Annotated in this window: 10 protein-coding genes and 3 pseudogenes; 7 read left to right on the plus strand and 6 right to left on the minus strand. The window is 71.5% G+C overall.

Annotated features, from left to right (window positions below):
• Positions 1-223 precede the first annotated feature (223 nt).
• Positions 224-559, plus strand: coding sequence for a hypothetical protein (locus ACZ7L1_RS21190; protein ID WP_471439184.1), 336 nt, complete (start codon positions 224-226; stop codon positions 557-559).
• A gap of 350 nt (positions 560-909) precedes the next feature.
• Here ACZ7L1_RS21190 and ACZ7L1_RS21195 read toward each other — a convergent pair whose 3' ends face one another.
• On the minus strand, positions 910-1,857 hold the full coding sequence (locus ACZ7L1_RS21195) for a DMT family transporter (RefSeq protein ID WP_471439186.1): 948 nt from the start codon (positions 1,855-1,857) through the stop codon (positions 910-912).
• Positions 1,858-1,878: 21 nt separating this feature from the next.
• Here ACZ7L1_RS21195 and pdxR point away from each other — a divergent pair, with 21 nt between their 5' ends.
• From pdxR to ACZ7L1_RS21210, 3 genes and pseudogenes are all read left to right on the plus strand, one after another.
• Positions 1,879-3,501, plus strand: a complete 1,623-nt coding sequence (gene pdxR / locus ACZ7L1_RS21200; RefSeq protein ID WP_471439188.1) for a MocR-like pyridoxine biosynthesis transcription factor PdxR — start codon at positions 1,879-1,881, stop codon at positions 3,499-3,501.
• 361 nt (positions 3,502-3,862) lie between these two features.
• Positions 3,863-4,078, plus strand: a pseudogene (locus tag ACZ7L1_RS21205) (5,10-methylene tetrahydromethanopterin reductase); the annotation flags it as partial.
• A 109-nt stretch (positions 4,079-4,187) separates the two neighbouring features.
• Complete coding sequence (locus ACZ7L1_RS21210; protein WP_471439190.1) at positions 4,188-4,619, plus strand: tetratricopeptide repeat protein; 432 nt, start codon at positions 4,188-4,190, stop codon at positions 4,617-4,619.
• Between the two features lie 146 nt (positions 4,620-4,765).
• On the opposite strand, the gene ACZ7L1_RS21215 is transcribed toward ACZ7L1_RS21210, so the two are convergent.
• Positions 4,766-5,689 (minus strand): SDR family oxidoreductase, encoded by a 924-nt coding sequence (locus tag ACZ7L1_RS21215; RefSeq protein WP_471439192.1) that lies wholly within the window; start codon positions 5,687-5,689, stop codon positions 4,766-4,768.
• Positions 5,690-5,776: 87 nt separating this feature from the next.
• On the opposite strand from ACZ7L1_RS21215, the gene ACZ7L1_RS21220 reads away from it, so the two are divergent.
• Both ACZ7L1_RS21220 and ACZ7L1_RS21225 read left to right on the plus strand, forming a co-directional pair.
• The gene (locus ACZ7L1_RS21220; protein WP_471439194.1) at positions 5,777-6,385 is read left to right on the plus strand and encodes a TetR family transcriptional regulator; all 609 of its coding nucleotides are present in this window, start codon (positions 5,777-5,779) and stop codon (positions 6,383-6,385) included.
• A gap of 11 nt (positions 6,386-6,396) precedes the next feature.
• Positions 6,397-7,046 (plus strand): annotated as a pseudogene (locus ACZ7L1_RS21225) (MMPL family transporter); the annotation flags it as partial.
• Positions 7,047-7,142: 96 nt separating this feature from the next.
• Here the strand turns inward: ACZ7L1_RS21225 and ACZ7L1_RS21230 are convergent.
• The 3 genes and pseudogenes from ACZ7L1_RS21230 to ACZ7L1_RS21240 form a co-directional block, all read right to left on the minus strand.
• Entirely contained in the window at positions 7,143-8,585 is a 1,443-nt protein-coding gene (locus tag ACZ7L1_RS21230; protein WP_471439196.1) for a serine/threonine-protein kinase, read from the minus strand.
• 192 nt (positions 8,586-8,777) lie between these two features.
• Positions 8,778-10,181: an amino acid permease gene (locus ACZ7L1_RS21235; protein ID WP_471439198.1), complete on the minus strand. Its 1,404-nt coding sequence runs from the start codon at positions 10,179-10,181 to the stop codon at positions 8,778-8,780.
• Positions 10,182-10,341: 160 nt separating this feature from the next.
• Positions 10,342-10,534, minus strand: a pseudogene (locus ACZ7L1_RS21240) (hypothetical protein); the annotation flags it as partial.
• Between the two features lie 162 nt (positions 10,535-10,696).
• Here ACZ7L1_RS21240 and ACZ7L1_RS21245 point away from each other — a divergent pair.
• Positions 10,697-11,242 (plus strand): DUF488 domain-containing protein, encoded by a 546-nt coding sequence (locus tag ACZ7L1_RS21245; RefSeq protein ID WP_471439200.1) that lies wholly within the window; start codon positions 10,697-10,699, stop codon positions 11,240-11,242.
• A 112-nt stretch (positions 11,243-11,354) separates the two neighbouring features.
• Here ACZ7L1_RS21245 and ACZ7L1_RS21250 read toward each other — a convergent pair whose 3' ends face one another.
• Positions 11,355-12,464 (minus strand): NAD(P)/FAD-dependent oxidoreductase, encoded by a 1,110-nt coding sequence (locus ACZ7L1_RS21250; RefSeq protein ID WP_471439202.1) that lies wholly within the window; start codon positions 12,462-12,464, stop codon positions 11,355-11,357.
• Positions 12,465-12,573: the final 109 nt, after the last annotated feature.

Genomic DNA, 12,573 nt, shown 5'->3' on the forward strand with positions numbered 1-12,573 from the left:
GAACAACTCCCATAGACCGTCTGGAACCAGGTGCTCTACAAGTCTCTCCACGCGGGCTTAACGCCCCGCCCCCGCCAAAAGAAACGGTGTCTAAGGACCTGATCACATACGGGAGCCCTGGACTGACTTGAGCGGTCCGGGGCTTCGGCTTGCCGGAAGGCGTGTAGCCTCCTGGCCGATACGGCCGGAGAACGATCCAGCCAGGTCCGATTGAGGAGACACCATGCCCCCCGAGACGATGAGCACGTCTGCAGAAACCCGCGTTGGCCTGAAGGACGGTACCTATGCCGTCCTTACGCTCGCGGACGTCGCTGTCGCTGCTCTGCGTACGTCCGAAGACGAGAAGTACGACGTGCTCGCAGTGGTCGGCGGGAAGAACGTCCCCGCACTCGTGCTCGTGCGGAACGCGCTGAAGGGACAGGAGCCAGCGAACACGAACGCCGCCGAGATGGCCCTGCATGATCTCGGGTTCAGGATTCTGGTGCGGCGCCGGTTTGACAACGCGACCGGTGAGCCGGTGCGACTGACCCGTGAGCAGATCAACAACTCTTCGATCTGACCTCGAACGACGTCTTCGACGAGGCGACTACATCTCGGAGCCCCGGGTCGTGAGTGGTCCGGGGCCCCGGCCTGTCCACAGGTGGTCCACAGGGCTACGCTCAGGGCCGCGCGAAACACGCTCTGACCTGGCACGATGTCATCACGATCATTACGTCGCCATTACGTGATCACTGGCAAACGGCTGCTTCCGACGGCATCTGCCTGCACATACGACAAGACCCCGCACTCAGCAAACTTGCTGATGGCGGGGTCTTTGGGCACCTCATACAAGGTGCCCCCGGCAGGATTCGAACCCGCGCACACGGCCCCTGAGGACGTTGCCGCGATCTTGCTGTGGCGGGCGGCCCGCTACTTGGAGCGCGCCGTGGCGGGTGAGGAGTCCGCCGTGGGCGACCGATCCATGGCTGTGAGGCCGCGGGCGGGACCGCCGTGTGGGCGCAGGCCACCGACCAGGCCGAGCATCAGCACGGCGATGCCGAGCCATACCGACGGTCCCGGCGCGCCGCTGCCCGAGACGGCGCCGACGACCGCCGCGGAGAGCGGTGCGATGCCGGTGAGCAGCCCGGCTCGTCCGGCCCCGAGGGCGCGGACCGTCGAGTACCACAGCACAAAGGCGACCGCCGTCACCATCAGCGCCAGATAGCCGACGGCAGCCCACTGGGAGCCGGACAACTCCCGGACCGCCGAAGGACCTTCCGAGGTCGCGCCGAGAACGGCCAGCAGCACACCGGCCAGCCACATCGCGTGCACGGACACCCCCCACGGCGAGTGCCGTCGCAGCACCGGCACCGCGAGCAGTGTGAACGCGGCCTCGCACCCGAGGGCCGCCACCGCCCAGCCCACCCCCACGGCGTCGGTGCGACCCGTCCCCTCCACCAGCACCGCGCCCGCCATGACGACCGGCGCCGCCAACAGGACCTGCCGGCTCGGCCTGCGCCGCTCCAGCGCCGGGCCCACCACCCCGAGTACCACGGGTACGCACGCGATCGCGACGGCGACCACCGCGGGCTCCGCATGGCCGACGCCCCGGACCACGGCCACGTTGAACAGCACCAGACCGGTGACCGCGATCCCGGCCAGCCACAGCCACTCCCGGCCACGGGGCCACAGCAGGCGAGCGCCGGCGAGCCGGGCCATGAGCAAAAGGATCACGGTCGCGGCCGCGTACCGGACCGCCTGAGTGGTGAACAGCGGGGAGTCGACCAGCGTGCGCGAGACGGTGACGCTGCTGCCGACCAGCGTCATCCCGACCATGCCGGGGAGGAGTTGGGTGAACGAAGCGGAAGGTGTGTCCATACCGCCCACGCTGCCGTGACAATGGACGCCATGGACAGGTCCACAAGGCCATCGACTCACGGGTCCAAAAGTGCACGCTCGAGGGCGGCGGCAGTGGACGTGCCGGTGGACAACGGGGCAGCCCCGGGCGCGGTTGTCGGCTCGGACTTCCTCCAGCTGGACATCGGTGAGGCACCGCCCGGCGGCCGTACCGCCTGGCTCGCCGACCGGCTGCGGTCAGCCATCGCCGACGGCCGGCTGCCCGTCGGCGCACGACTGCCTGCCAGTCGCGTGCTCGCCGAGGAGCTGCGCGTCACCCGGGGCGTGGTCACCGAGGCCTATCGGCGCCTCGCCGAGTCCGGCCAGATCGCCGGGCGCGGCCGGCTCGGCACGGTGGTCGTGGCGGCTCCTGCGGGGCCCCGCGACCACGCCCGCGACACGGCCGGATCTGGGGCCGGGACCGGATCTGGGGCCGTGGCCGGACCCGCGCTGTTCGGCTCGGGCGACCGCGACGGCCTCATCGACGCTCTGCGCGCCCTGCCCTGCCGTATCGACCTCTCCCCGGGCGTCCCCGACCTCGCCGCCTTCCCCCGCACCGGCTGGCTGCGCGCCGAACGCGCCGTCCTCGCGGGAGTCGGACCGGCCGACTTCGGCTATGGCGACCCCCGGGGTGCGCCCGCCCTTCGCCGGGCCGTGGTCGGCTGGCTGGCCCGCAACCGCGGCATTCGGGCCGACCCGGAGGAGGTGGTGGTCGTCGCGGGCGTGGCGCAGGCTCTCGGCCTGCTCGGGCAGATCCTGCGGGCGGACGGGATCCGCCGCGTCGCCGTCGAAGATCCCGGTTCGCTCGGGGCGCGCCAGCAGCTGGAGTACGGCGGCCACGAGGTCGTGCCTGTTCCGGTGGACGCGGGCGGCCTCGATGTGGGAGCGCTGCGTGCCAGTGGTGCCCGGGCGGTGTTGCTGACCCCGGCACACCAGTTCCCCACCGGTGTCGTCCTCGACGGGGAACGCCGTCGCGAGCTGCTGAGCTGGGCGGCCGAGGGTGGCGTGGTCATCGAGGACGACTACGACGCCGAGCACCGCTACGACCGGCCGCCGGTGTCCGCGCTGCGCTCGCTGCTGCCCGACGGCGTCTGCTACGCGGGCAGCGTCTCCAAACTGCTCGCGCCGGCGCTCCGAGTGGGCTGGCTCCTCGTACCGCCGGACCGACGAGACGCCCTCGTGACGGCCAAGCGGTACGCCGACCTCGGAAACGGCGTCCTCACCCAGCTCGTCCTCGCCCGCCTGATGGACTCGGGCGAGCTGGAACGGCACCTGCGCCATGTCCGGCAGCGCCACCGCAGGCGCCGGGACGTGATGCTGCGAGCGATCGAGAGGCATCTGCCCGGCGCCCGCGTCCACGGGGCGGCAGCCGGCCTGCACCTGATGGTCACCTTCAGCGACCCGCCGGGCGGCGCCCGCGACAGCGGCTTCCGCGACACCGACCTCGCCGCGGCCGCTCTCGCAGGAGGCGTCAAGGTGCACCCACTGTCCTGGCACCGGATCACGCCCGGCCCTCCGGGCCTGGTCCTCGGCTACGCGGCGGGCCCGGCCCACGAGATCGACGAGGGCATCGCCGCCATCGGAGCCGCCCTGCGCGACCTTCTTCCCTCCAGCCCGGCGCCGTAGGGGACGACCTCGGTGAAGTTGTAGCCGACCCTTGACCAAGCAGAACCCGGCGTGGCTGACGTGGTAGAGGCCCAACGACCCGGCGCGGATGGCCGACCACGAGCGAGGACGCCTGCAGGCCACCGCCCGTGCCGATCAGTGGGCGACGACGCCGGTGGCGGAGACGATGCCGACCGTCCCTCTGACGGATGTGCCGGAGGGGCGGGCCGGCGCGCCCTGCCCGGAATAGAGGCGGGCGGGCACATGTTCGGGCAGTCAGTCGACGTATCAATCGGTTGAGGGAGGCGAGGGCGATGCGGTTCGGGATCCTCGGCGTCGGTGATGTGGCCACCGATCCGATCACGAGCCGGACGCCGACCGGGAACACCAGCGCCGGCTGTTCGTCGTGGACGGGGGTGGAGTACCGCTGAAGACCCTGCTCGAGCAGATCGACATGCTCGGCGAGGAGGTCGTACCCGTGCTGCGCCAGGAGTACGCGACGAACCGCCCGGCCGACGTGCCCGACGCCCCCACCCATGCGTCACTGGTCGCAGCCCGCGACGCCGGGAGCACCCGCTCGGCCGAGCGGGCGTCCTGAGGGCGTAACGGCGGCGGCGTGTCCACCCTGCCGTACGAACAGCAACTGGCCGAGCTCTGGACCCCGTGAGGGACCGTGCTCACGCCGGACAACTCCAAGAGGAAGACTGATGAGCGACACCTTCAACGGCTACCCGGCGACGGACGGCGTCGCGCCGGACCGCTGGGCGAGCGCCCTGCACCTGTTCGACAACGGCGCCGGCGTCCCGCACGAGGAGACCACGGCGGAGTGCTGGGAGCGGGCCCGGCTGCTGTTCGAGGCGAAGGACTACATCGGGGCCGCGAAACTGCTCGCCGCCGTCGTCGAGGAGGTCCCCGAGCAGAGTGCGCCCCGGCTGCTGCTGGCCCGCGCCTACTACCAGTCGGCACAGCTGCGGCGTGCCGAGGAGCAACTGCGGCAGATCATCGACCGTGACCCTGTGGAGCACTACGCCCACCTGATGCTGGGCCGCACCCTGCAACGCCAGGGCCGACACGAGGACGCCGCGCCCTGGCTGCGCATGGCCGCCGCTTTCACCGGAGAGTTCCCGGCCGACGACTGACGTGCCGCCGGTGGTGCGACAGCGGCTCCACCTGGGCCGGTTCGGACTGCGACCGGGATCCCGACGGGCGCCTCTGTCCAGGGCATCGGCGTTGTAGATCCCTGACCGCAGGCGCGTTGACGCAGACGGCGTCCCGGCGGCTGGTGTCAGTCGGTGGTGGCAGAGGTGTGGAAGTAATGGCCCTTGTCGAGATCGGTGAGGAGGTCGGGCTGGGTGGGTTCCCAGTCCAGCAGTTCGCGGGTCAGGGTGTTCGACATCGGGGCGTCGGCGCGGAGGAAGGCGCCCAGCCAGGAGAAGTGCTCGGATGCGGCCTCGGGGGGCACGGAGGCCGTCGGCACGTCGAGGTGACGGCCGATCACCTCGGCGATGTCGCGGATCGCGACGCCCTCTTCCGCGGCGCCGTGCAACACCGATCCGGCGGGGGCCTTCTCGACCGCCAGGCGGAACAGCCGTACCGCGTCGAGGCGGTGGACGGCCGGCCAGCGGTTGGCGCCGTCGCCGATGTAGCCGGAGACTTCCCTGGTGCGGGCAATGGCGACGAGGGTCGCCATGAAGCCGTTGTCTCCTTCGCCGTGGCAGGTCGGAGAGAGCCGCACCACGGATGAGCGCACGCCGCGGGAGGCGAGTGCGAGCACCGCTTGTGCGGTGGCCGCTCGGATCGACGTCGGCGAGCCGTCGATCGTGGGCATGTCCCGCTCGGTCGCCACGTGCCCGGGCGCGAGTCCGACCACGCCGGAGGCGAGGACGAAGGGGCGGTCCGTGCCGGCGAGTGCGTCGCCGACGGCGTCGACGGCGCGGCGATCGGCCTCGGCGGCGCCCTGGAAATCGCCGGTGAAGGCGATGTCGTGCTTGAAGGCGAGGTGGATCACCCCGTCCGAGGCGGCGGCCGTGTCCCGCAGGACGGCGAGGTCGTCGAGGGTGCCGCGGACGACCTCCGCCCCGGCCGCGGTGAGCGCGCCGGCGGAGGCGTCCGACCGGGCGAGCCCGACGACCTGGTGCCCCGCGTCGATGAGCTCGGGTACGACGGCGGAACCGATCCAACCGGACGCGCCGGTGACAAAGATGCGCATGACAGAGACCCCGATCCGTTGATGTCAGTTACTGTCATCGACGCTAGCACCTGATGTCAGTTACTGTCATCACGTTAGGATCGGTGCATGGGTAGATGGGAGCCGAACGCGCGCGAGCGCCTGGCGAAGGCGGCGTTGGAGCTTTACACCGAGCGCGGGTTCGAGCAGACCACCGTGGCCGAGATCGCCAAAAGGGCCGGGCTCACGGAGCGGACCTTCTTCCGGCACTACGCCGACAAGCGCGAGGTGCTGTTCTCCGGCTCCGGTGAAGTGCAGGAGCTGCTCGTCAAGGCGGTCGCCGACGCTCCGGAGTCCGCGACGCCGATCGACGCGCTGGCCCTGGGCCTCGACGCGGTCTGCAAGGTGTTCACCGACCGGCGCGAGCACGCGCGGAGGCGGCAGGCCGTGATCATGGCGAACGCGGAACTCCGCGAGCGTGAACTGATCAAGCTCGCCTCGATGTCGGCCGCGCTCGCCGACACCCTGCGCCGGCGGGGCGTCGGCGAGCCGGCCGCGAGCCTGACCGCCGAGGCGGGGATGGCCGTCTTCAAGGTCGGCTTCGAACGCTGGATCGCGGCCGCCGAGGAACGCGAGATGTCGCAGCTGATGCGGGAATCGCTGGACGAGCTCAAGGCCGTGGCTGCGGGAGGCCAGGAGGAGGCGTACCCGGCGGCCCTGCCGTGGCAGCGCCGCTGACGGCCCCACCCCTCAAGTACGAGGTGTCGACGGACAAGGCGATCGACGCCGTGGGCAGGGTGCGCGACATCGCCCACTCCTCCGCCCCGCAGGGCACCGAGGCCCTCGTCGGTGGCATGTCCTCGATCTACAAGGACATCGATGCCGCGGTCAACCACGACTACCGGACGGTCTTCCCTGTCGCCGCTCTCCTGATCATGGTCATCCTGGGGCTGCTGCTGCGCAGTGTGGTCGCCCCCTGGTACCTGATCGCCTCGGTGGGCCTCGGCTTCGGCGCACCCTCGGCGCCACGGTCTGGATCTTCCAGGAGGGACAGGGACACTCGGGGCTGATGTTCATGCTCCCGGTGATCATGTATCTCTTCGTGGTCGCCATCGGCACCGACTACAACATCCTCATGATCGCCCGGCTCCGCGAGGAGGCCCGGGAGGGCCGCGAGCCTCGTGAGGCGGCCGGCATGGCGCTGAGGCACGCCGGACCGACCGTGGCCGCCGCGGGCTTCATCCTGGCGGCGACCTTCGCCACGATGATGCTGGCGGGCAACTCGCTGCTCACGGAGATGGGTTTCGCGGTCTCCTTCGGCATCGCGGTCGCCGCCTTCGTCATGGCGATGTTCTTCACAGCCGGTGACAGTGTGACGGGACAGGTCTGCCAGGCCGCGAGGCCCGGCAGACGCCGACTCGGTCCAGATCGGACGCGACCGACACAGCGACCGACAGACCGAACTCATGCTCCGCACGTCCGCCCTGTACGCGGGTCAACCGTGGTCCTTGTGTCCCTTGGGCGCTTGAGACTTCTTGGCCTCCGCCGCCCGGGTGGCCTCGTCTGCCCCCGCATCCTTGGCTTTCCTGGCCTCTTTGACCTCCTCGACCTCCTTGGTCGCCTTACGGCCGTCGCGGAGCGCGGCCTCCGGTCGAACAGCACGGCCGTACGCGCCGTCGCCGCCCGACGCGCCGGCCAGGGGGGAGGGGGAAGTATTCGAGTCGGACGAGAACGCGGACGCGGTCGGTCGAGGGGCCGCCGTGGACGGAGCTTCCCTCGTCGCGGTTTTGGTGGGCGGCTCCGCCGACGGGGACGTGGGCGGGGCGGAGTCGGCCCGTCCGGCGTTGGTCTCACTGCTGCCCGGAGCCACGGCGAGCGTGACCGTCAGCGTTGCCGAGAGCGCTGTGAGGACGGCGCCCGCCGTACGGCGGCGGGTGTGTTTCGGCCTGCTCGCATGCCGCGTTCCGGTGCGCGGATGCGCGGCTGTGGTGTCGACCGTAGGCTTCTTGGCTTCCTCGACCGCGATCCCCCCGGTACGCGCGTGGACACGCGTATCGGGGGATGCGGTTGACCGGGGGCTGAAGGAGGCCGAGGACGACAGGACGTGCCGATCGGCGCGCAGAGCGGACAGGGCCTGGGCGCAGTGCTCGGCGTCGGGACGGGCCTCCGCGTCCTGAGCGGTCATGGCACGCAGCAGGCGGGCCAGCTCCTGGGGCACCGAGGGCGGAACCACCGGTTGGCGGTGAAGCCGGGCCACGGCGGACTCCAACGGGGTCCCCTCATACTCCAGTTCGCCCTTCAGGCACTCCAGCAGAACCAGGCCGAGCGCGTAGACGTCGGCGGAGGGTCCCACTCCCTTGCCCATGACCTGCTCCGGGGCCAGATAGGCCGCGGTCCCGATCAGTACGTCGGAGGCCGTGTGCCGCGTGGCGTTCACCAGTCGGGCGATACCGAAGTCCGCCAGGTGCGGGGCCCCGGAGGCGTTCAGCAGGACGTTCGACGGCTTCACGTCACGGTGCACGATGCCGGCACCGTGCACATGGGCGAGCGCCTGCGCAAGGGCGGCGCCGAGCTCGGCGACGCGCCCGGGAGGCAGGGGCCCGGCGGCCAGACGCGTGCGCAGAGTCTCGCCCTTGATCAGTTGCATCACCAGATAGGAGCGTCCCCTGTGCCGGCCGGCGTCGTAAACGGTGACCAGCCCCGGGTGCTGCATACGCGCGAGAAGGACGGCCTCCTCGGAGAACCGCTCTTCCATCCGCGGATCGGTGTCCGGCCGGAAGAGCTTGACGGCCACCTCCCGGCCCAAGCGGACGTCGAACGCCTCATGGACGTCGGCGGCGCCTCCCCGGCCGATCCCGGCTCCCAACCGGTACCGGCCACCCACCATTTCCGAGGAGACATGCCGCGCCGACCGGAACCCGGAACCTGGGCCCTTCATCTGTCCTCCGTCACCGTCACCGAGCAGTGCAACCAGCGAAACGCTGCGGGCGCGAGTACCCCCCGCCGCGCCACGCAACCGGACGGAATCGGCGTCAACCGCCTCTCAGGTCCGCACGGCCAGGCCCCGCCGCTGAATTCCGGCACTCCTTCCGGCATCCCGGCCGGGCCAGACGGTAACGGCGGCGTGGGATCAGGCCGTCCTCTGCCGCCGGGCCGCCAGCACCGCGTACACGATGACCCCCGCGAACAGGAACAGCACGCCCTGGTACACCGCGGCGTATCCGGCGCCCGCCACCAGCCACAGTGAGAAGGCGGCCGCGACCGACGCGACCACGGCGTCCCGCACCAGCCGCGCCCGGTCGACCAGCTCGCGCCGCCCCGAGACGAGGTGGAAGAGCTGCGCGGCGGTGGCCAACAGATACGGCACGGTCGCGGTGAACGTGGTGACGAGGACCAGGATCTCGAAGACCTTCGCCGAGCCCGACGTGTAGTTGTAGACGGTGAGCAGCGAGGCGAGGACGACGGTGACGGCGACACCGACGGTGGGAACGCCCCGCCGCCGGCGCGCGAAGGGGGCGGGGAACAGGCCGTCCCTGGCCGCGGCGTAGGGGGTCTGGGCGCTCAGCAGCGTCCAGCCGTTGAGGCAGCCGGTCATCGACACGAGCGCGGCGAGCGCTACGGCCCAGCCTCCCCAACTGCCGCCGAACATGGCGTTGACGGCGTCCGAGAAGGGCGCGGTGGACTTCACCAGGCTGTCGTGCGCGACCGTGCCGAAGACGGACAGTGTGCCGAGGAGATAGACCAGCGCAGCGCCCGTGGTGCCGATGACGGTGGCGCGTCCCACGTTGCGCCGGGCGTTCCTCACCTCGCCCGCGCTGACGGCGGCGGACTCCACACCCAGGTAGGAGAAGAGCAGGATCGCGGCGGAGGCGGACACCGCGCCGATCGCGCTGCCGCCTCCCGCATGGAACGGGCCGAGGTTGTGCGGATCGAAGAAGAACAGCCCACCGACGGCGACGAGCAGGAGCGGTGCGAACTTCAGCACGGTGGACACCAACTGGACGGCGCCCACGTAGCGGGTGCCCGCGAAGTTGGCGAGGGCGGGCAGCCACTGCAGGGTGAGCGCGGCCAGGCAGGCGCTCCAGCGGTGACCGTTCACCGGGATCAGTACGTCGAGGTAGCCGACGGCGGCGACGGCGAGCGCCGCGTTCGACACCCAGGTGGTGATCCAGTACGCCCAGGCGGCGAGGAAGCCGGCGAAGTCACCGAAGGCCTCGCGGGCGTAGACGTAGGGCCCGCCGGTGCGCGGGTCACGCTCGGCGAGCCGGCCGAAGACCAGGGCGAGGGCGATGGCACCGACGGTCAGGACGCCGAAGGCGACCAGACTGACCGTGCCGTACGGGGCGACGGAGGCCGGGAGCAGGAAGATGCCGCCGCCGATGATGTTGCCCATGACCAGCGCGGTGGCGACGGGGAGACCGAAGCGGCGGGTGTGCCTGCCGGTGTCGCCGCTGGAGTCCTCGGCGGGGGCGGGGGCCTTGGGGGCCTCCTGCGGGGCCGGAGCCGACGGAGGGGCGGTTCCGGTGACGTGCATGGGGTGGTGCGCCTTTCATCGAACTGGTGCCCGGGATCGCCGGGGCGGACCCATGGTCCGGCATGGCCCGACGCGGCACCAAATCGCTCGCTTTTGTCCTGTATGGCTCCGCCGGATGCCGCAAAAGATGCGCCGTGACGGGCCCTGAGCGGGGAATCGTTCAGCGACGGCGGATCTGCATGCCGGCGGCGCTTGTGGACGGTGAGGTAGGACAGGCCGTCTTCCCCCGCGGTGACGCTGCGGGTGGAGCCGCGCGGCAGCCACAGCAGCGTGCCCTCGGTGAGACGGCGTGGCCCGTCGGGGCTGCCGAGGACGCCGTCTCCGGTGATGACCACGAGGAGAACGTCCAGGTCCGTCCGCTGCACCTGGGCCTGATGCAGGGCGCGCTGGCCTGATCGCGCTGGGAGTCAGCGTGCTGACACGGTGAACCGAACCGCGCGGGAAGGTCCCATCACCCGGGTCGGCCGCCGAGCCGGAGCGGCTGCGGGACCAGGCGTTCGCACGATCCTGGACGTATGAGGCAACAGGCGCTCGTCACCTTCGGACACGGTACGGCGGACCGCGACCGGCTCTCGGACCTGTTGCGCGCGGCTCGGATCGCCGCCGTGGTGGATGTCAGGACCGCCCCGGGAAGCCGCCGCAACCCGGACGTCGGCAGGGAGCGGCTGCAGCAGTGGCTCCCCGAGTGCGGGATCGGCTACCGCTGGGAGCCGCGACTGGGCGGATTCCGCAAGGTGCCGCAGGACTCACCCGACACCGTGTGGCGCAACGAGTCCTTCCGCGGATACGCCGGACACACCCGGACGGCCGAGTTCGTCGACGCGATCACGCTGCTCCTCGACGAAGCCGCACAGCGCCGGACGGCCGTGATGTGCGGGGAGGCCGTCTGGTGGCGCTGCCACCGTCGCCTCATCGCCGACTTCGTGGTGCTCGCCCGCGGGCGGCCCGTCCTGCATCTGATGCACGACGGCCGGCTCGTCCCGCACTCCCTCAGCCAGGGAGTGCGGCTGCGCGAGGACGGACTGCTCGTCTACGACGTCCGGCCTCCGGCCGGGCAGTGAGCCGGCGGTTCCCCACAAGTGGGGGACCGAGCGGTGCGGTGCGACGTCAGGCTGCCGGACCGCACGACGGAACGGCAGGATGCCCCGGCGCACCCCGCCGTTCCGGGCGGGGTCAGCCGAAGCGGCCCGGACGGAAGGCCGCGAGGAGGGGGCTGGGCTCCCCGGTGACGATCTCGTCGGCCAGCAGTTCACCCGCGATCAAAGCGAGCGTCGCCCCGCTGTGCGTGAACGCCACGAACAGACCGGGTACCTCCTCCAGTTCGCCGAAGACCGGCTCGCCGTCGCCGGGGATCGGCTTGGGCCCGACCCCGTAGGAGGCGGCGGTCAGCACGGGGTTGCCCTCCAGCACGGCCGACGCCTCGCGCAGCAGCTGCTCGACCGTGGCGTCCTTGACCTCGTAGCTGCCGTCCGGATGGACGACCACCTCGTCCGCCGCCGCGTCGGAGTCCATCACCAGCGAACCGTCCGGCGCAGGACGCACCGCCACCCGCGGGGTGTTGAGCACCGCTCGCAGGGCGGTGTCCACGGGCGGGGTCCGCACCAGGAGGGCCACCGGGGTGGCGTCCGGGACGGTGGCACCGTATTCCTGGACCATCCGCGGCACGGCGGCACCGGTCGCCAGGAGCACGGCATCGACGTCGATCCGCTCACCCGACCCGGTCCGCACGGCCCTGGCACGGCCCCCCTCCACCACGACCGAGGCCGCTCCCGCACCGGTGACGATCCGGCCGCCGGCCCCCGTGAGGTCGGCGGCGAGCCGCCGGACGAGCGCCGCGAGGTCCACCCAGCCCTCACCGGGGTTGAAGATCGCCCCCTCGTCGGGGATGGCGGCCGGGTCGACGCCCGGCGTCCAGTCGGCCACCTCGTCGCGCTCCAGCCACACCGCGTCGTAGCCGCACCGCCGCATGTGTGCGAACGCCGAGCGATGCGGTTCGGTGTCACCGGACGGCGCCCAGGTCAGCCCGCCGTCGAAGCGGAGGTAGGGGGAGGAGGACGGAACCCGGTGTGCGAGCGTGCGATAGCGGTCCAGGCCCAGCATCCGCAGGTCGTGGTAGGCCGCCGACCGTACGCCGGGACCGCCGAAGGAGTTCAGCCACGACAGGGAGCGGCCCGACGCGCCCGAGGTCAGGCCGGAGTCGGTGACCAGGACGACCTCCGCGCCGCGCCGGGCGAGCTGTGCCGCGGTCGATACGCCGAGCACGCCACCGCCGACCACGGCCACGCGACGACGGCTGGAGGAAGAGGAGGACGAAGGTGAGGAAACGGGCATGGTGAACGTGCCTTTCCGCGGGCGCCGTGCGGGATGCGCTCGCATGAGCGTGTTGTGTGCC

The sequence above is a fragment of the Streptomyces sp. NPDC107546 genome, assembly GCF_055639175.1.

Coding starts and splice junctions, on each gene's coding strand:
- ACZ7L1_RS21195 (WP_471439186.1), bottom strand. CDS start 1,857: ATGGACACACCTTCCGCTTCGTTCACCCAACTCCTCCCCGGCATGGTC.
- pdxR (WP_471439188.1), top strand. CDS start 1,879: ATGGACGCCATGGACAGGTCCACAAGGCCATCGACTCACGGGTCCAAA.
- ACZ7L1_RS21245 (WP_471439200.1), top strand. CDS start 10,697: ATGAGGCAACAGGCGCTCGTCACCTTCGGACACGGTACGGCGGACCGC.
- ACZ7L1_RS21235 (WP_471439198.1), bottom strand. CDS start 10,181: ATGCACGTCACCGGAACCGCCCCTCCGTCGGCTCCGGCCCCGCAGGAG.
- ACZ7L1_RS21230 (WP_471439196.1), bottom strand. CDS start 8,585: ATGAAGGGCCCAGGTTCCGGGTTCCGGTCGGCGCGGCATGTCTCCTCG.
- ACZ7L1_RS21215 (WP_471439192.1), bottom strand. CDS start 5,689: ATGCGCATCTTTGTCACCGGCGCGTCCGGTTGGATCGGTTCCGCCGTC.
- ACZ7L1_RS21220 (WP_471439194.1), top strand. CDS start 5,777: ATGGGTAGATGGGAGCCGAACGCGCGCGAGCGCCTGGCGAAGGCGGCG.
- ACZ7L1_RS21210 (WP_471439190.1), top strand. CDS start 4,188: ATGAGCGACACCTTCAACGGCTACCCGGCGACGGACGGCGTCGCGCCG.
- ACZ7L1_RS21190 (WP_471439184.1), top strand. CDS start 224: ATGCCCCCCGAGACGATGAGCACGTCTGCAGAAACCCGCGTTGGCCTG.